At 61.0% G+C, this 18,775-nt stretch carries 14 protein-coding genes; 3 read left to right on the forward strand and 11 right to left on the reverse strand.

Annotated features, from left to right (window positions below):
- Positions 1 to 5: 5 nt before the first annotated feature.
- The gene (locus PSTU_RS0109250) at positions 6 to 1,349 is read right to left on the reverse strand and encodes an imelysin family protein (protein WP_019340754.1); all 1,344 of its coding nucleotides are present in this window, start codon (positions 1,347 to 1,349) and stop codon (positions 6 to 8) included.
- Between the two features lie 192 nt (positions 1,350 to 1,541).
- Between PSTU_RS0109250 and PSTU_RS0109255 the strand changes: the two genes are divergently transcribed.
- Positions 1,542 to 2,114, forward strand: a complete 573-nt coding sequence (locus tag PSTU_RS0109255) for a LemA family protein (protein WP_019340755.1) — start codon at positions 1,542 to 1,544, stop codon at positions 2,112 to 2,114.
- A 39-nt stretch (positions 2,115 to 2,153) separates the two neighbouring features.
- Positions 2,154 to 2,999 (forward strand): hypothetical protein, encoded by an 846-nt coding sequence (locus PSTU_RS0109260; RefSeq protein ID WP_051127882.1) that lies wholly within the window; start codon positions 2,154 to 2,156, stop codon positions 2,997 to 2,999.
- 35 nt (positions 3,000 to 3,034) lie between these two features.
- Here PSTU_RS0109260 and PSTU_RS0109265 read toward each other — a convergent pair whose 3' ends face one another.
- The 4 genes from PSTU_RS0109265 to PSTU_RS0109280 form a co-directional block, all read right to left on the reverse strand.
- A complete protein-coding gene (locus PSTU_RS0109265) occupies positions 3,035 to 4,420 on the reverse strand; it encodes a diguanylate cyclase domain-containing protein (protein ID WP_019340757.1) in 1,386 nt (461 codons plus the stop codon).
- A 129-nt stretch (positions 4,421 to 4,549) separates the two neighbouring features.
- On the reverse strand, positions 4,550 to 5,233 hold the full coding sequence (locus tag PSTU_RS0109270) for a spermidine synthase (protein ID WP_019340758.1): 684 nt from the start codon (positions 5,231 to 5,233) through the stop codon (positions 4,550 to 4,552).
- A gap of 60 nt (positions 5,234 to 5,293) precedes the next feature.
- The gene (locus PSTU_RS0109275; RefSeq protein ID WP_019340759.1) at positions 5,294 to 7,354 is read right to left on the reverse strand and encodes a bifunctional diguanylate cyclase/phosphodiesterase; all 2,061 of its coding nucleotides are present in this window, start codon (positions 7,352 to 7,354) and stop codon (positions 5,294 to 5,296) included.
- 200 nt (positions 7,355 to 7,554) lie between these two features.
- Entirely contained in the window at positions 7,555 to 8,178 is a 624-nt protein-coding gene (locus PSTU_RS0109280; protein ID WP_019340760.1) for a TetR/AcrR family transcriptional regulator, read from the reverse strand.
- 333 nt (positions 8,179 to 8,511) lie between these two features.
- Between PSTU_RS0109280 and PSTU_RS0109285 the strand changes: the two genes are divergently transcribed.
- On the forward strand, positions 8,512 to 10,443 hold the full coding sequence (locus PSTU_RS0109285; RefSeq protein WP_019340761.1) for a methyl-accepting chemotaxis protein: 1,932 nt from the start codon (positions 8,512 to 8,514) through the stop codon (positions 10,441 to 10,443).
- A 217-nt stretch (positions 10,444 to 10,660) separates the two neighbouring features.
- Here the strand turns inward: PSTU_RS0109285 and PSTU_RS0109290 are convergent, their stop codons facing one another.
- The 6 genes from PSTU_RS0109290 to PSTU_RS0109315 all read right to left on the reverse strand — a co-directional run bounded on the left by PSTU_RS0109290 (position 10,661) and on the right by PSTU_RS0109315 (position 18,473).
- Positions 10,661 to 11,488: an outer membrane protein OmpK gene (locus tag PSTU_RS0109290; protein WP_019340762.1), complete on the reverse strand. Its 828-nt coding sequence runs from the start codon at positions 11,486 to 11,488 to the stop codon at positions 10,661 to 10,663.
- Between the two features lie 77 nt (positions 11,489 to 11,565).
- Positions 11,566 to 13,065, reverse strand: coding sequence for a nucleobase:cation symporter-2 family protein (locus tag PSTU_RS0109295; protein WP_019340763.1), 1,500 nt, complete (start codon positions 13,063 to 13,065; stop codon positions 11,566 to 11,568).
- 214 nt (positions 13,066 to 13,279) lie between these two features.
- On the reverse strand, positions 13,280 to 14,830 hold the full coding sequence (locus PSTU_RS0109300; RefSeq protein WP_019340764.1) for a cation:proton antiporter family protein: 1,551 nt from the start codon (positions 14,828 to 14,830) through the stop codon (positions 13,280 to 13,282).
- A gap of 180 nt (positions 14,831 to 15,010) precedes the next feature.
- Complete coding sequence (locus PSTU_RS0109305) at positions 15,011 to 16,357, reverse strand: nucleobase:cation symporter-2 family protein (RefSeq protein ID WP_019340765.1); 1,347 nt, start codon at positions 16,355 to 16,357, stop codon at positions 15,011 to 15,013.
- Positions 16,358 to 16,565: 208 nt separating this feature from the next.
- On the reverse strand, positions 16,566 to 17,813 hold the full coding sequence (locus PSTU_RS0109310; protein WP_029404694.1) for a urate hydroxylase PuuD: 1,248 nt from the start codon (positions 17,811 to 17,813) through the stop codon (positions 16,566 to 16,568).
- 135 nt (positions 17,814 to 17,948) lie between these two features.
- Entirely contained in the window at positions 17,949 to 18,473 is a 525-nt protein-coding gene (locus PSTU_RS0109315; RefSeq protein WP_019340767.1) for an ureidoglycolate lyase, read from the reverse strand.
- Positions 18,474 to 18,775: the final 302 nt, after the last annotated feature.

Genomic DNA, 18,775 nt, shown 5'->3' on the forward strand with positions numbered 1-18,775 from the left:
GTGTATCAGAACTCGTGATCAGCGGTGTCCGGGTTCAGGTCGCTGATACCCAGTGCGCCAGCTGCCTTCTCAATCGAGCCGGTCTGCTGGACCAACGCGGCGATCGCAGCGCGGACCTTTTCCTGGCCTTCGCTGTTGTCCGGACCGATCAACTGGTCAAAGGCCTCGCCATTCTCAGCACTGTCGACCAGCACCCGCAGTTTGGCTTCGGTGGTTTCCAGATCCGTCTTCAGCGTGCTGTTGACCTCCGGTGCGGTGCCTTCCACCAGCGATGCCAGGCTTGGGCCGGTCATCGTGGTGCCGTCGATGCGTTCGTACTCGCCCAGATAGACGTTACGGATGCCCTTGGCGTTGTAGTAATGCGAATTGTGCGTGTTGTCGCTGAAGCAGTCGTGCTCGTCTTCAGGCGAGTTGGCTTCCAGTGCGACCTTCATGCGCTCACCGGCCAGTTCGCCCAACGACAGGCTACCCATGCCGAAGAACATCTTGCGCAGGCCATTTTCAGCCGGCTCTTTTTCCAGGCTGGCGCGGTAGTTGTCGGCGACGCCGGCTTTCCACTCGCCGACCATTTCTTCGAGGTCTCTGACCAGCAACTCGGTAGCGGCCTTGAGGAAGGCGCGACGGCGGTCGCAATTGTCGCCGGTGCAGCCTTCACCTTCGATGAAGTCGCTCACCGGGCGTTCACCGGCACCCGCATTGGTGCCGTTCAGGTCCTGGCCCCAGAGCAGGAACTCGATGGCATGGTAACCGGTGGCAACGTTGGCTTCGGAGCCGGCCAGTTCGTTCAGGCTGGCCAGCTTATCGCCGGTGATTTCACTGACGTCGATCTTGTCTTCGCCGATCTGCAGCTCTTTGTTGGCAATGATGTTGGCCGTGGCGCCAGGGTTGCCGAGGGCGTGCTGATAGTCACCTTTGACATAGTCGATCATGCCTTCGTCCAACGGCCAGGCGTTGAGCTGGCCCTCCCACTCGTCGACGACCGGGTTGCCGAAGCGGAACACTTCGCTCTGCATATACGGAACACGGGCGGCGATCCAGGCTGCTTTGGCCGCTTGCAGGGTTTCTTCGGTCGGATTGGCAAGGAGCGCGTCAACGGCATCCTGCAGTTTCAGAGCGGCGCTGTGTGCATCGCTGAAGACCGCATGCGCAATATCGGCGTAGTGCTTGACCACCGCCTGCGCGGCTTCGCTGTTCACGGTCTCTTGGGCAGCCGGTGCCGGTTCGCTCTGGGTTGTGGCCGCTTGCGGGGCAGCGGCCTGCTCGGCCGGTGCTTTGTCTTCGCCGCAACCAGCGAGTGAAATGGCGACAGCCAGAAGGCTGGCGGTAGCCCAGACGGGAGTGCGTAGCATGGCGGGTTCCTTTGCTTGCAGGGTGGTAGGAGTTGGTCGACAGCAGGGGCTGCGACAAATGGATGCAGAGCATAATGCGAAAGATTTGCATTTTGTGCAAAGAAATTGCGTGGAACAGGTCGCGTATCGCGTCTGCGGGTGCCGCTAGAATGCCATCTCTAAAAAGCTGGTTACCTTACTGGAGTCGCCCTGATGAGCCTGAGTGTCGCCGTTGCGTGCGTCCTGTTGTTTCTCGCTGCGGCTTACGCCGTGGTCCTCTATAACGGCCTGGTGCGACTCAAGCACGGCGTAAGCAAGGCCTGGTCGAATATCGATGTGTTGTTGCGCCAGCGTCATGATGAATTGCCCAAGCTGGTGGAAACCTGCAAGCAGTACATGCAGTACGAACGCAGCACGCTGGAGCAGGTGATCAAGGCGCGCACTGCGGTGTCCGATGCACGCGAACTGGGCGATGTCAGCGCGCTTGGTCAGGCGGAGACCGGCTTGCGTGCGGGGCTGGGGCGTCTGTTCGCCTTGGCTGAGAATTATCCGGAGCTGCGGGCGAACGAGAGCTTTCGTCATCTGCAGCAACGCATCAGCGGATTGGAAGGCGGCATCGCCGATCGCCGCGAGCTGTACAACGAGTCGGTCAATCTGAATAACGTGCGCGTCGAGCAGTTTCCCGATGTGTTGCTGGCTCGCGCGTTCGGGTTTCGCGAGGCCGCTTTGCTGCAGTTCAGCGAAGCGGACAAGGCCGATCTCGACCTCAAACCGCTGTTCGGTTGAGCGGGGGCCAAGGTGCTGCTGAGCGTTGCAGGGGTGGCGATGTGTCTGATTGGCGGCTGGCTGTGGAGCAGTCGCTGGTCGAAACTGCGCCACTTGCTGGACACACCAACCTCGCGGATTCGCTCGGCGGCGCAAGGTTATGTCGAACTGGCCGGGGTGTTGCGAAGCCCTCCCGAGATGCCGCCATTGCTCGCGCCGCTGACGGCCACGCCCTGCCTCTGGTGGCGCTACCGTATCGAGGAGTATTGCTCCGGCGGCAAGCGCGGCAACTGGCGGGTGATCGAGCAGGGCAGCAGCGAAGGGCTGTTGCGGCTGTTCGATGCGACCGGATGCTGCCTGGTCGATCCTCGTGGCGCGGAAGTGCTACCCGCGCGGTGCGATCGTTGGACCGGTAACCAGCGCCACCCCTGTAGCGCACCGCCCGCTGGCGTGCTGGCCTGGCTGACTGGGCACCGGCAGTACCGCTACACCGAGGAGCGGTTGCATGCCGACGAGCCCCTTTATGCAATTGGCGATTTTCGTACAACCGGCGGTGGCCGGCAGGGCCTCGACCTGTTGGACGCCCAGGGCCAGGTTGTGCGGGAGTGGAAAGAAGACTACGCAGGGCTCCTGCAGCGATTCGACAACAATCGAGATGGTCAACTCGACCAGGCGGAATGGAGCCGCGTACGCCTCGCCGCCGGCCTTGAAGCGCAACAGCGTCATCGTCTGGCCAGTGGCCGGCACGCGCTGCATCAGCTGGTACGCCCAGAAGAGGGCTTGCCCTTCGTGCTGTCCAGTCATGGCGAGGAAGTGCTCGCGCGACGCTTTCGCTGGCAGGCCGCTGGTGGGGCGGCACTTTGTCTGCTTGGTGCGGTGCTGCTGGCTGCGCGGATGGTTGGTTGAGCCACAGCGGGCACCCAGAACCACGCGCGCGTCGCTTATGGCGGAGTTATGTCGAACTTGGCAAAGACGGGCTTTTGAAGGTTTGGGCGCTGCTGCACGCTTGCTGATTTGGCCTGGTACATCGCTTCATCGGCTCGCCTGAGCAACGATGCTTCGTCTGTACCGTGCTCTGGGAAGTAGGCCACACCAATGCTTGGTTGGATCGCCAGGGCCAAGCCGGCAAGTTCTATCGGCGCTTGCATCGCGGTGAGAATGTGCGTGACCACAACCTCCGTATCGGCTGCGGTCGGGCTACTTTCCAACAACACGACGAACTCGTCGCCGCCCATTCGCGCAACCGTGTCGGTTTCACGAGTGTGTTGCGTAAGCCTGCGGGCGAAGGCTTGCAGCAGCAGGTCACCCACGCTATGCCCATAGCTGTCGTTGACCTGCTTGAAACCATTGAGATCCAGATACAGCAGTGACAACCGCTCGCTGTTGCGCCGTGCCCGCGCCAGCGCCGTCTTCAGCCGATCGAAGAGGAAGGCTCGATTGGGCAGGCCGGTTAACTCATCGTACTGCGCCATCCGCTCGAGACGTGCTTGCAGCTGTTTGCGTTCAATGGCGGTGGCGACCTGGTTGGCGACGAACTGCAACAGGTCTATGTCCTGCTCGCAGTAGGTCGCATTTTCTGCCGTATCGTTGAGCAGCAGCGCGCCGATGCAACCCTGACGGGTGGAGAGTGGCGCTGCCAACCAGCAGAAGTTGTCCGCGGCGGCCAATAGTTTGAGGTTGTCGCAAACGCCCTTGCTATGCGCGGTCAGTAGCAATGCCTGTCCGGTCCGAGCGACCTCTGTACACAGCGCCGCGGCTGGGTCGAGGGGAAGCTGGGCCGGATCGCCAACGGTCTTGCAGTAAGGAAATGTCGTGTTGCCCTGATCAGCCTCGTTCAAGGCGACGAAGAAACTCGGTGCCGGGATAAGCCGGCCGGTGATCTGGTGGACCTGCTCGAACAGCGAAGTCAGATTGGCTGCGTTGTGAGCCGCCTCGGATATTGCATAGACCGCTTCCTGCAGCGATTCGGAACGCTTGCGCCTGGTAATATCGCGCGCCACCCCGACTCGCAACTGATCGGCTTCCGACCAGCGGGCCGACCACATGATATCTACCCGTCTTCCGTCGCTGCGGATATAGCGGTTCTCGAAATGCAGGCTGGGCTGGCCGGACATCACCTGCTGCGCCGCCAGCAGGGTGCGCTCGCGATCTTCGGGCGCTACCAGATCCATCATCTGGCGACCAATCATCTCCTCTTGTGTATAGCCAAATATGCTTTCGCATGCAGCGCTGACATAGACGAAGCGGCCGTTGGCATCGACGACGCAGACCGCATCGAGCATCAGATCCAGAACAGTTTCCAGCGCGGGGCGAGGCTCGGTTTTCATCGTACGTACCACTTCAGTACTGCGCGGTATCGGGACGGATCGGCGTGGACAGCCTTGAGTGTAGTGGAGCGTTTCGGCCGCCGATAGCTACTTTGGTATCAAAGTGCCATCAGCTGTTGCTCCAAGTTTCTATCCACGCTTTTCCGCAATCCAGATGGTGTGTCGGGTGCCGCGATTACCGTGCGCGAACACCTGGACTTCTTCGGCGGTAAACCCTGACCTGGCGAGACGCTGGGAGAATGCCTGATCGGCACTGGCTGACCAAACGGCAAGCAAACCTTTGGGGCGCAGCGCCTTGGCGCAGGCGTCAAGCCCGGTGGAAGAGTACAGCCAGCTGTTGCCTTTGCGGGTCAGTCCCTCGGGGCCATTGTCGACATCGAGCATGATGGCGTCATAGCCCTGCGGCTCGTTCTTCAGCACCTCGGCGACATCGCTGCGCAGCACGCGGGTTCGTGGATCGTTGATCGGCATGCCGGATTTCTCGCCCAGCGGACCACGATTCCAGTCGATCACGCCGGGGACCAGTTCGGCGACCTGAACTTCGGCATTGTCGCCCAGATGCCTGAGCGCCGAAGCGAGCGTGAAGCCCATACCCAGACCGCCAATCAGCACCCGTGGTTGCGGCCGCTGCGCGATCTTTCGGCAGGGTATCTCCGCCAGCGCATCTTCGGACCCATGTGTCCGGGTGTTCATCAACTGGTTGCCGTTGCCGCCCTGGATCTTGATGACGAAATCGTCACCGTACTCGAACAGGCACAGGGCACCGCCGCCATCCGGAATCTCGGCGGTGTCGATCAGTACAAAACGCTTCATCGGTGACGCTCTTAAGTTGAAGGGAGGTGCGCATTTGATGCGCGGCGGGGCAAGCCACGCTTATAGGTGTTCGGAGTTGAGCCGGCGCTCGGAGCGCAGCGATTGCTTGAGCAGTGCGGTCAGTTCAGGAGCGGCCACGGGTTTGCTGTAGTAGTAGCCCTGGCCTTCGTTGCAACCCTCGTCGATCAGGTAGCGTTCCTGCTCGGCGGTCTCCACGCCTTCGGCGATCACCAGCATACCCAGACTCTTGCCCAGCTGGATGATGGCGCGAACGATGGTGGTATCGCCTTCGACCGCCGCCATGTCCCGCACGAAGCTCTTGTCGATCTTGATCTTGTCCAGCGGCAGGCTTTTCAGATAGCTCAGCGATGAATAGCCGGTTCCGAAATCGTCGATGGCGATCAATGCGCCGGAGCGACGCAGGCTGTGCAGATTATCGGTGGCGGCGGCTATATCTTCCATCAAGCCCGTTTCGGTCACCTCGAGCTCCAGCGTCTCGGGTGGCAGCTTGTGGCTGCTGAGCAGATTGCTGATCACGCCTGGAAGCCCGGCGTGGTGCAGCTGCACCGTGGACAGGTTGACTGCCATGCGCAGGTCGCTGAATCCCTGTTGATGCCATTCGCTCAGCTGGCGGCAGGCCTGGTCGAGCACCCACTCGCCGATGGCAATGATGCTGCCGTTCTGTTCTGCGATGGGAATGAAGATGTCGGGCGGAACTATCTTGCCGCTCGGGTGAGCCCAGCGCAGTAAGGCTTCGACGCCGGTGATGCGTTTGAGCTGGTAGTCGATCTGCGGTTGGTAGACAAGATGGAACTCGCCGCGCGTAAGGGCTTCGGCCAGGTCATTCTGCAACTCCCGCCGCGTTCTCATTTCGCTGTCGATGCTGGCGACATAGAACTGGTAGCGGTTGCGTGACCGGTTCTTGGCCAATGTCATGGTCTGTTCTGCTTTTTGCAGCAGCTTTTCAGTGTTGCCACCGTCTTCGGGGTATAGGGTGATACCGATGGTGGCGCGCAATCGGATAGGTTGCTCATCGAGGCTGACGGGCCGCTCCAGATCATCGAGGACTTTCTGTGCCAATTCGGCCGCTTCGTAGGGTTGTTCGAAGCCGACCAGCACCAGCACGAACTGGTCGCCTCCCAGCCGGGCAATTGCCCCTACACGCCCGCTCAGACTGCGTAGACGATCGGCCAGAGCCACCAGCAGGCGGTCGCCATTCTGGTAGCTGAACTGTTCGTTCAAACCTTTGAAATCATCCAGCCCGAGGCAGAGTACGGCCACGCGACGTTGCAGTCGGGCGGCCTCGCTCAGGATGTTGTCCAGTTGCTGTTGCAACTGCTGGCGGTTGGGCAGGTTGGTGAGCGAGTCGTATTGCGTCATGCGTTGCAGGTTGCTTTCGGCCGTATGGCGCAACTGCATGTTGTGTTGAATCGAGGCGAGCAGGCCATTGGCCGTTTCGACCCAAAGTCCCAGTTCATTGCGCTCGTGCCCCTTTGGCATCGGCAGCGAGTGCTCGCCGGGGCGCCCCGGGTTGATGCGCGACATGTGCTCGATGAGCTTGGTCAGCGGTCGCGTCAGCAGCCACTCATAGATCAGGTACAGCAGAAAACCCAGCACCAGCGCACGCAGGATGCCGACCACGAAGAGCACCACCGAGCTGCTGAGGAACGCCTCTCCATAGGGCGCGGTATCGAGTGTGATGCGCAGGTCGCCGTAGTATTCGTTGTAAGGCGGGCGACCGATCAGCGGAATTGAAAAATCCTGATCGCGTCCCAGTATCGGGTCCGTCAACCAACGCGAGGAGCGTGGCATGAGCGGGCGGGACTTTTCCGCCAGTGGTGGCTCGCCGGACAGTCCGATCGACGCCTTGCGAATCGACTCATGCTGGAACAGGCCTTCCATGACCTGCGCGCCCATTTCCCGGTCCAGGCTGTAGATAGCCTGTGTGGATGGATCACGGGTCATACGCAGGATTCGCTGCGCTTCGGCATCAATCAGCTGGCGGGTCTTGTAGGCATCGAAGACGATCTGCGCGCAGCTCAGTACCAGACCAACGGCAAGCGCAGACAGCAGAACGATGCGGAGCAGTTTCCGGGACAGACTGTTACGCAATGCGGTCAATAGGATTTCCTTTTTCCGAGCCGGTGCCAACGCAACTATTGGTTGCCGTGGGTGATGCGTCAAAGACGGCGGGTAGGCGCGCAAGGCAAAACGTAGCAGATCGCCCGGTGTTCTGCCGGGTCTGCGATCGGATTCCGATTGAACCGGAATGCGGCGCGACAGGGCGATACCACAGACATCATTGCGATTTGATTGCAGGGTTAGTCAACTGGATTCGCTTCCTTTACCTCACAGCCTTTGATGACCATCCTGGTGATCGTTTCAGCGGCGGCTTCATAGTCAGCATCATCGAGTTCGGGCTTGCCGGTGACGGTAGAAATTTGCCAGTCGAAATCGGCATAGGTCTGGGTCGCCGCCCAGATGCTGAACATCAGGTGATGAGGGTCGACGGTCGCCATCAGTCCCTTTTCAATCCAGCCCTGAATGCAGGCCACATTATGGCTGGCCTGAGCATTGAGCTGCGCGGCACGCTCGGCGGGCAGATGGGGTGCGCCATGCATGATCTCGCTGGCAAATACCTTGGAGGCGCAAGCGTGTTCCCTGGAAATGCGAATCTTGGTGCGGATGTAGGCGCGTAACACGTCTGCTGGTTCGCCGGGTTGATTGAACGGAGCAGACGCCTGCAGCAAGGGCTCGACGATGCTGTCTAGCACCTCGCGATAGAGGTTCTCCTTGCTTTTGAAATAGTAATAGACGTTGGGCTTGGGCAACCCGGCGCGGTCGGCAATATCGCTGGTTTTGCAGGCGGCGAAGCCCTTCTCGGCGAATTCTTCGCTGGCAGCACGAAGGATCAGTTCTTTATTGCGTTCGCGGATACTGGACATAGGGCCTGTTCAATTCATGACCATCCAGCCTGGTGGCCTGCCGCCGCATCCTAGCACTGGCTTCCGAACGGCCTCAAGGCAACGGCACCCTTGGGGGAATCACGGAGCTGGATCACAGCCTCGGTAGCCGTTCACTCGTTCACACCCCGTCCAGATCGCGAGCCAAGAATGCCCGTCACAGCGCCGTATCGACGCCGCTTCAGCGCTGTCCGCCAAACGGTCATCAAGCCTTCTTGATTTCGACCGATAGGATACTGGCGTCAAAAATTACTTATGTATACATAAGTTGTTAATGGTTGTGTACAGTTAATAAAAACAACCGAGGTCTCGCATATGCCTTTCATGCAACGAAGTATTCAGTGGCAGCTGATTGTCAGCATGGGGGCAGCCCTGCTCACCAGCATCCTGATCGTCATTCTGGTTTATTCCTCAGCGGTCAACCGCCTGGCCGAGCGCTATCTGGTGGGGCAAGCGCTGCCTGCCAACATATCGGCAATCCGCAACGACATTGAGCGCACACTGGCGGCGCCGATTACCGCGACGGCTGGAATTGCCGGCAATACGCTGGTTCAGGACTGGCTGCGTGACGGCGAGGGCGCTGACCAGGCGGCCGCGATGGTCCGTTACCTTGAGGGTGTCAAGGCTCAGCAGAACGCGTTGACCACCTCGATTGCCGTGCTCGACAGTGGCAACTATTACTCCGAAGCAGGGCTCTCTCGAACGCTCAGCCGCAGTGCTGCGGGTGATGGCTGGTTCTACGGCCTGGTCGACAGCGGCATCGAACGGCGCTTCGAAATCGACATCGACAAAGCCTCTCGCCAGCCGACCTTGTTTATCAACCAGCGCATCGAGGCAGATGGCAAGACCGTGGGTGTGGCTGGTCTTGGCTTCAGCCTCAAAAGCATGTCCGAGCTGATCAGCAACTTCCGCTTCGGCGAGCGCGGTGAGGTGTACCTCATCGCTGCCGATGGCCGCGTCAAGGTTCACCCCAAAACCGAGAACAACGACCAAGTCGAGCTTAGCGCGCTGACAGGCAGCGATGCCGCGCAGAAGCTCCGCAATGGCGCCCCCGACGCGGTGCGATTCGAGCGTGACGGCGAAGCCTTCCTGGCGATCGCTCAGCCTCTGGAAAGCCTGGGTTGGGTGCTGGTCAGCGAAGTGCCGGAAGCAGAGATTTTTGCCGAGGCGCGTCGCACGATGTGGACCATTAGCCTGATTGGTGCCTGCATCGCACTATTGTTCCTCGGCCTGGTGGTGCTGCTGGCGCGTGGGTTGGTGAAGCCGATCCGCCAGGTGACCGGCGCACTCGTTGAAATCGGTGGCGGGGGCGGTGATCTGACCCGTCGTCTGGACGAAAGCCGGGCGGACGAACTGGGAGACCTCGCGCGAGGCTTCAACCAATTCATCGGCAGTCTCCGCGGACTCATTGGCGATGTGCTGAACACCAGTCATCAACTGCGTACCGCCGTGGGGCAGGTGGCTCAGGTCGTCGACAACACCGCGACGCGGGCGGGCCGCCAGCATGAAATGACCGACATGGTTGCCACTGCGGTGCATGAGATGGGTCTGACCGTGCAGGAGATCGCGCAGAATGCCAGCAGCGCTGCCCAGGCGTCGCAAGGTGCACGCAGCGAGGTGGTGGAAGCGCTCAAGGTGGTCAGCGATTCGATTGCGCATATCGAAAAGATGTCCGGTGAAATCGGCCACGCCGCCGAGTCGGTTACCGATCTCGCGCATCAGGTCGCCTCCATCGACAAGGTGTTGGCCGTGATCCGCAGCATCTCCGAGCAGACCAACCTGCTGGCGCTCAACGCCGCCATCGAGGCTGCTCGCGCTGGTGAAATGGGCCGAGGCTTTGCCGTGGTCGCCGATGAAGTACGTACGCTGGCCAGCCGTACGCAAGCATCCACTGATGAAATCCAGAACATGATTCAGGGCCTCAAGAGCGGCGCTGAAAACGCAGTCAATTCGATGCATGCCGGCCAGGCTGCGACAGGCACCGGTGTGCAGGCCAGCCAGCGCACCGGGCAGTCGCTCGGTGCCATCACCGAACAGGTCGAGGCGATCAGCGACATGAACACCCAGGTGGCGGCAGCGACCGAGGAGCAGAGCAGCGTGACCGAAGAGATTACCCGCAACGTGCAGGGTATCGCTGACCTGGCCCAGGCCACGGCCACAGACGTGCAGGCCTGTCGTGAAGATTGTCAGCAGTTGAGCCGCCTGGCAGATGATCTGAACCGACAGATGGGTAGTTTCAAACTGTGACCTAAGCGGCGCGCCCTTGCTTGCTGCAGTGGCGCGCGGTGTTGCGGGAGCCCGTCAGCCATCTGGTCGCCTGTCGTCCAGTGACCGCATTGTCGGCCTGCGCCCGTTAAGCGCTTGGTGCGGAACATGCCAACAGCACGCAGGTTGCAAAACCGAGACCCACAAAAAAGCAGCCTTCAGGCTGCTTTTTTGGTTCCGCGTCCCTGCGGCCGTTGGGTTAGAAGTGCGCCTTGACCAGGAAGCTGGCGGTGTTCTGGTCGGTCGGGCCAACAAAGTTCTGACTGACAAACCCACCGTCTTCAATGCCGTACTTGTCAGACCAGTAGTCGTACTCGATGCCGACGTAGAGCTTGCCCGGCTCGCCATCCAGCGCCTTGCCCAGGTCGTACTTGATCTGTGGGTTGATGTGCAGGTTCTTCGAGATAAAGTCCCCGCGTCGTTCCGAGCCGGCGTCATTAACGACCCAGTCGATAAAACCGTCGAACAGGATGTCCGATTTGCCCACCGGGAAGGTCATGGCCCAGGTCGGCGTGACCTGCCATTGGCCGGAGGGTTTGCCGGTGGTGCCGTCTGGTTTGCGGTAATAGACGTTGATCGCTAGGCGATCGAAGCCGGGCACATCGAGATCTACGGCGGGGCCGAGCAGGTAGTTCTGGTTGGGCGTGCCGTCGGCCTGGCTTTCGCCGCGCTCGTAGGTGGCGGCGAGCAACACGTCCTTGATCGGGCCGAAACTCATGTCTTGTCCGCTCAGTTTGCCCAGCGACAGGCGTGGGCTGAACTCGCCGTAATAGGTGTGACCGTCATTGCCGGACAGGCCGTTGTACCACTTGTTATCGACGAACAGGAACATGTCGCCCCAGCTCCAGCCACTGGCATGCTCGAAGGTTACGGTCTGCTGGATTTCGCCGGCATCTATCTTGAAATCCTTGCCATAGAGATAGCTGAGGCTGTTGTTCTGCCAGTGCAGCATGCCATCGGCAAAAGCCGGGGCGGAGAGCAGGCAGCCGGCCAGCGCCAGCGACAGATGAGTGCGCTTGAAGGTCATGTAGATACCCTTTGGTTTTGTTGTTGTAGTGGATGCGGGCGCAGCGCCCGGCCCTGAATGGCCGGGCGTCAGGGCTATCAGCCCGTGGGCGTCAGCTGGGCGGATGGGTCGGTGGTGGTGGCTTTCGGATGGACCTTGGAGTAGTCGGGGATATTCACAGCCAGCGTGTTGGTGCCGACCGCATCCTCGATCAGGTTGTCCGGATCGTATTCGTCCAGTTCTTCGGCCTCACGCGGCAGGAAGAAGTTGAGCAGGATCGCGCTGAACGCGCCGATGGTGATTGGCGAGCCGAAGATGTTCTTCAGCACCTCGGGCAGATGATTCAGCACATCCGGAACGGCGGCCACACCCAGGCCAAGGCCCAGCGATATCGCGACGATGAGCATGTTGCGGCGATTCAGGCCTGCTTCGGCAAGGATCTTGATTCCGGCAATCGCGACCGTACCGAACATGATCAGCGTGGCACCGCCGAGCACCGGCTTGGGCATCAGCTGCAGCACGCCACCCACTACGGGGAACAGCGCCAGCAGAACCAGAATGCCGGCGATATACAGGCCGACATGTCGGCTGGCCACGCCGGTCAGCTGGATCACACCGTTGTTCTGGCTGAAGGTGGTCATCGGCAGGCTGTTGAAGGTCGCGGCCAGCAGGGAGCTGCAGCCATCACCGAGGATGCCGCCCTTGATGCGCTTCATGTACAGCGGACCCTTGACCGGCTCGCGTGAAATCATCGAGTTGGCGGTCAGATCACCGGCGGTTTCCAGCGGCGTGATCAAGAAGATCACTGCGATCGGAATGAAGGCCATCCAGTCGAAAGCAAAGCCGAACTTGAATGGCTGCGGCACACTGATCGCCGGAAGTGCGGCGAGACTGGAAAAATCCACCATGCCCATCATCCAGGCGGCGAAGTAGCCGACCATCAGTGCGACGATCACCGCCGACAGCCGCAGCAATGGGATACCAAAACGGTTGAGCACGATGATGGTGCCGAGCACCAGCCCGGCAAGCGCCAGATTGGGCAGTGCGCCGGGGTTCTCGGCGCCGTAGCCGCCGGCAATATCGGTCATCGAAACCTTGATCAGCGACAGGCCCATCAGACAGATGATGGTGCCGGTGACCACAGGCGTGATGACTCGGCGCAGTTTGTCGATATAGCGGCTGACGGCGATCTCGACGAAGGCGGCGCAGAAGCCGACGCCGAACAGCGTGGCGAGGATGTCTTCCGGGCTGCCGCCCCGATTCTTCACGATAAAGCCGGCCGCCAGCACCACGCTGAGAAAGCCGAAGCTGGTGCCCTGCAGGCAAAGCATTCCCGCGCCGATTGGCCCAACGCGTTTGGCCTGGATAAAGGTGCCAAGGCCCGAAACGAACAGCGCCATGCTGACGAGATATGGGACATAGTCGCCCAGGCCAAGCACGCTGCCGATAATCAGGGTGGGGGTGATGACACCGACGAAGCTCGCGAGTACGTGCTGTACCGCGGCGAATGTAGCGGGGATCGGACCCGGGCGATCTTCGAGCTGATAGATCAGGTCCTGGTTGGGAGCGTCACCGCTCCTGGATTCGGTTGCGGTCATGAGTCAAGCCTGCCATTCGTTATTGTTCGGTCATGGGCTTCCGAGGCTTCACGGACCTCGTAGCCTGACCGTCGAAAAGTTGTTCGTTCGGTCAGGTTGGGCTCGACTATAGCAACCTGTGAACAGCTGTTGAAACAATTAATTTTCAGATTGTGCACAATTCTTATGGCCGGCAGCGAATGCCCACAAGGTGTGCCGTGGAGGAGAGTGCCGGTCAGCGATTGGGCTTCAGTTCCCGCGCGACGTTCTCGGCCAGACCAGCACCGGCTTCGCTCATGGTCAGGTAGGTGCGATTCGCGCCGGCTTCCTCGATCTGCTGGGCGATGTCTTCGTACATCGCATGGGAGACGATCAATCCCTCGAAGCCTTTGCCGCGCAGCTTGCGCGTGGAGATGATCTTCGCTTCGGCATCGTTCATCGCCAGGATCACTGCCTCGACCTTGTTCATCTCCAGGCTCTCCCAGAACATCTGGTCTTCGGCGTCGGCGAACAGGACGTGGCGACCTTTCTCACTGCTTTTTTCGACAGTTACCGGGTCCGAATCGAGGCTGATCAATCGCCAGCCGCGGTTCTGCAGGTGATCGTAGGCGGCGCGGCCGGTGCGACCCATTCCCATGATCAGGATCTGCGCGTCGCCCAGCGACACCGGCTGCTCATCGGGATGGCGTGTGTTGCGCTCCAGGGGGATCAGCCGCCTGGCAAAGCGGTCGTAGAGCGAGTGTGAAATTCGATTGAGCTGAGCGGAAATGACAAATGACAAAGCCACCGTGATCGCTAAGGGCGTCAGCCATTGCGGCAGTACCACGCTGGCGACAATCAGGCCGAATTCACTGTAGTTGGTCAGGCTCGAAGCGCTGAGAAAGGCACTGCGTGCGCGCAGCCGGAACAGCAGGAACAAGAAGAAAAACAGCGCGCCCTTGAGCGGCAGCAGCAAAGCCACCGCGCCGGCAAAGAGCATGGCGTTGATATCCGGCAGACCGCCAATGCCGATCTGCAGAAAGAAGCCGACCAGAAAGACTTCCTTGATCGCCCAGAGTGAATTGGATAGCTCGGTGGCGCGCTTGTGCTTGGCCAGCATCGCACCGAAGGCCAGCGCACCGAGCTCGGAGCTGAGACCCACATATTCGAAGCCGAGACCGCCGGCGACCAGTGCCAGCATAAGCCCCAGCAATACCATCAGTTCCTCGTGGCCGCTGTGGTCGAGCAGGCGGAACAGCAGCGGGCGCAACAGCGGAAGGCCGAACACCAGCAGCGCCCACGCTGACGGCACCTTGCCGCTTGCGATGCTCATCACCACCAGGGCGATCAGGTCCTGAATGATCAGCACGCCGATGGCGACCCGGCCATGAAAGGCGCGCAGCTCGCGTTTGCCTTCCAGCACCTTGGCCGCCAGTACAGTACTGGAGAACGACAGGGCGATCGCCAGCAGGAGGCTGTCGCGCCAGCTGGTGTCGAGAAACAGCAGAATCGCCGGCAGCACCACCAGGCTGGATATGCCGAAGTGAAGCAGGCTGCCGCCGATGACTTCGCGGCGCACCAGGTTGCTCAGCTTGAGCTTGAGCCCGACCGTGAACAACAGCAGCAGCACGCCCAGGTGCGCGAGGTGCTCGAGGATCACGCTGTCGGTCGGGCCGACACCGACGTGCTCACCAAAAGCGGCGAGGGCAAAGCCGGCGCCCAAATAGCCGATCAGGGGCGGTAGCCCTATCGCGCGTGCTGCAAGGCCAAGGATGAACGCGAAGGCGATCCAGGTTGCTTCGATCATGGCTCAGTTCATCTCGGTCGGGGCAGCATTGACGGGCGGGGCATTTTAACGACGGTATGTCGCTATGCCCATACCGCCCCGTGGGAGCTTGTCGAGTGTCGATCGTCGCGGGGAAAAGCAAGCCGGAAAGAAGCAGGCCCGCACATGGCGGGCCTGAGAGCAAGACACGGAACGGGTTTGTCAGTGATGCGCGGCGCCTGTGAGCGCCTGGCGTTCGGCTCCACCCAGTACGTTGAACAGCAGGTTGAGCGTCACCGCGCTAAGCGTCGCCACCGCGATGCCGCTGTGGGTGATCGGCTCCATCCAGTGCGGCAGGTGCGCGAAGAACTCAGGGCGAACCACCGGCACCATCCCGAGCCCGATGCTCACGGCCACCAGCAGCTGGTTGCGACGGTCACCGATATCAGCTTCCTGAAGGATCTTGATACCCGTGGCCGCAACCATGCCAAACATGGCGATGCCGGCACCACCCAGCACCGCCGCTGGAATTGAAGCCACCATGAATGCGGCTTTGGGCAGCAGGCTCAGGCTGATCAGAAACAGGCCGGCAATCGCGGTGACGTAGCGGCTGCGTACGCCGGTCATCTGCACCAGACCGATGTTCTGGGCAAAGGAGGAGTGGGTGAATGTGTTCATGAAGCCGGCCAGAAAGGTCGCCCCGGCATCGCACAACAGGCCGCGGCGCAGTTGCTTCGGGTCCACTTCCTGACCGGTGATCTTGCCCAGCGCGAGGAACATGCCGGCGGACTCGACAAAGATGATCACCACCACCAGGCACATCGACAGGATCGGCGCGAGCAGGAACTGCGGCGCACCGAAGTGATTCGGCGTGACCACCTGGAAGGCCGGAGCGGCGCTGATGCCGGACAGATCGACCATGCCCAGGCTACCGGCCAGCACATAGCCAAGCGCCATGCCAATCAGCACCGAGACGTTAACCCAGAAGCCGCGCATGAACTGATTGATCAGCAGGATCACCGCCAGCACGGCCGCGGCCACGCCGAGGTAGGGCAGGGCGCCAAACTGACCGGTGCCGCTGCCGCCACCCGCCCAGTTCACCGCGACCGGGAACAGCGAGAGGCCGATGGCAGTGATCACGGTGCCAGTCACCAGCGGCGGAAACAGACGCACGATCTTGCACACGAACGGCGCAATCAACAGTCCGAAGAAGCCGGCGGCAATGGTTGCGCCGAAAATGCCGGTCATGCCCACGCCGGGCATACCGGCCATCACTACCATGCTGCTAACCGCGGCGAAGCTGGCACCCATCATCACTGGCATGCGGATGCCCACCGGCCCGATGCCCATCGACTGCACGACCGTGGCGATGCCGGCTACCAGCAGATCGGCGTTGATCAGGAAGGCGATCTCCTCACGAGAAAGCCCTGCCGCCTGGCCTACGATCAGCGGGACGGCAACTGCGCCGCCATACATCAGCAGCACGTGCTGGAAACTCACCAGCAGCATCTGCAGCAAGGGCAGTCGCTTCTGCGCTGGGGCGGTTTCCCGCTCGGTCACATCGTTCATGCAATACACCTCGGACGCTTTTGTTATTGGATGGTCGCGGTGGCCCCGCCGAACGTGCGGGGCCGGGTATAGGGTGCTCGGGGTTTCGGTTGCCGCCGTCCCGCTGGGCTTGATCTCGGGTTGAGCTGAGGCCTCGCCTGGTGCAGCGTGGCCGGAGCATGAAGAGGTGAAAAAAGCCGCGCCCGAGGGCGCGGCTGATGAGCGGCGATCAGTCGATCGGCGCGCCCTTGTCGATCCAGGCACCGAGCAGGTCGCGCTCATCCTGAGTCATGTTGGTCATGTTGCCCAGCGGCATGATCTGGCTGGCCACGGCCTGCGCATGGATCTTCGCGGCTTGCTGGCGGATCTGCTCAGGGGTATCGAACATCACGCCTGCAGGCGCTGCGCTGAACACCGGGCTGCTTGGCTGGGCGGAATGACATACCGTGCAGCGCTCGTTGATCACCGCATGCACCTTGGCGAACTCGCTGCTGGTCGCCGTTCCGGCCGCGGCCGCGGCCTGCTGGGCTTCGATGCTTTGCTCGCGAGGGCTGGTTGGCACCGCATTGGGTACGCCACCCTGGCGGTTCGGCGCAGTGACGAAAGCCAGGCAGATCATGCCGACAGCGGCAGCGGGCAGTGCCCAGGCGAACCGATTGCTGTCATGACGGGTGTTGAAGTAGTGACGCACCAGCACGGCCAGCACTGAGATTCCAGCCAGGATCGCCCAGTTGTACTGGCTGCCGTAGGTGCTCGGGAAGTGGTTGCTGATCATGATGAACAGCACCGGCAGGGTGAAGTAGTTATTGTGGCGCGAGCGCAGCAGGCCCTTGGCCGGCAGCAATGGGTCCGGCGTGCGGTTCTGCTCGATGGCAGCGACCAGCGCACGTTGTGCCGGCATGATGATGCGAAACACGTTGCCGACCATGATGGTTCCGATCAGTGCACCGGTGTGGATGTACGCCGCACGTCCGCTGAAGACCTGCGAATAGGCCCACGCAGCGAAGATCACCAGGACGAACAGGATCAGGCCGAGCAGTGCGGGCTTCTTGCCAAGCGGCGAGTCACAGAGCAGGTCATAGACGAACCAGCCGACGATCAGCGAGCCGAAACCGATGGCAATGGCCATCGCTGGGGCCATGTCGCTACCCGGCGCGATCAGGTAGAGCGAAGGGTTGAGGTAGTAGACCACCATCAGCAGGGTCACGCCCGACAGCCAGGTGGTATAGGCCTCCCACTTGAACCAGTGCAGGTTGTCCGGCATCTGGGGCGGGGCCAGCTTGTACTTTTCCAGGTGGTAGATGCCGCCGCCATGAATCGCCCAGAGATCACCCGATAGGCCATCGCGGGGGTTGGCGCGGTTAAGGTTGTTTTCCAGCCAGACGAAGTAGAACGACGCACCGATCCAGGCGATGCCGACGATCATGTGAATCCAGCGAACAGTAAGGTTCAGCCATTCGGTCAAATGTGCTTCCACGATAATTACCTCTTGCACGGCTGGCATGCCAACCGTTGTTTCTTCTTATTCGACTCGTCGCAAGTGTCCCGCTTGTCTTGAAGCACACACGTCCGCTTTGGCTAGCCACCGCCAGGCAGGCCGTGCCCTCGTTGATTAACGGGTCGCTTGGTCGGAGTCCCGGTGGGGGTCGAGGAGAAGCCGCTCGTCCTCGTTGAAAAAATGCTCGTCGCAGTTGTTGCCAGAACCGCTGCGATCGACCACCAGGAATTCATCCCGCTTTTCGATCGTCAGCACCGGGTGGTGCCAGACGCCGCGGTGGTAATTGACGCCCTGCCTGCCGTTGCTGCGAAAGGCCCGGACGTGACCCGGTACAGGTGCATCGCCAAGTGGCGCGACCACGACCAGAAAGGGGTTGCCGAGCAGTGGAATGAATGCCTGACTGCCCTGCGGGTGTCGTTCGAGCATGCCAATAGCCAGGGGCATTTCCAGTGCGTCGGCGGCGAAAATGCTGATGATGGCTTGGTCGTCCGGTTGCGCGGCCTCGACTGCCGCCAGCTTGTGGTAGCGGCGAGTGGAACCGTTGTTGATCATGAAGTAGTCGCTGCCTTCGGTTTCGATGACATCACCGAAGGGGGCGAAGGCTTCCTTGGTCAACGGTTCGATCTTGAGTGTGCGCATGCTGTGCTCTGCTTTTTTCTAGCGATGCCCCCAGCCAATGGTCAGGGGAATTTCGTTTGTGGGAGCGATCTTGGCCGCGATGGCGCTCGGAAGCATTCGCGGTCAAGACCGCTCCCACGGTGTATACCTGATCGGCTCCGGCGGGCCTTACTTCACTGCCTTGCCGAACAACCGCAGACGCAGGGCGGTAACTCGCCGTTGCGACTGCTGACTGGTTCGGGTCGGCAGGTTGCGATTGCCCTACGGTTCTAGCGATGCCCCGACCATATGATCGGGGCTTTCCTTTCGTGGGGGCGGGCTCG

The sequence above is a fragment of the Stutzerimonas stutzeri SDM-LAC genome (genome assembly GCF_000235745.1).
Classification (GTDB): Bacteria; Pseudomonadota; Gammaproteobacteria; order Pseudomonadales; family Pseudomonadaceae; genus Stutzerimonas; species Stutzerimonas stutzeri_H.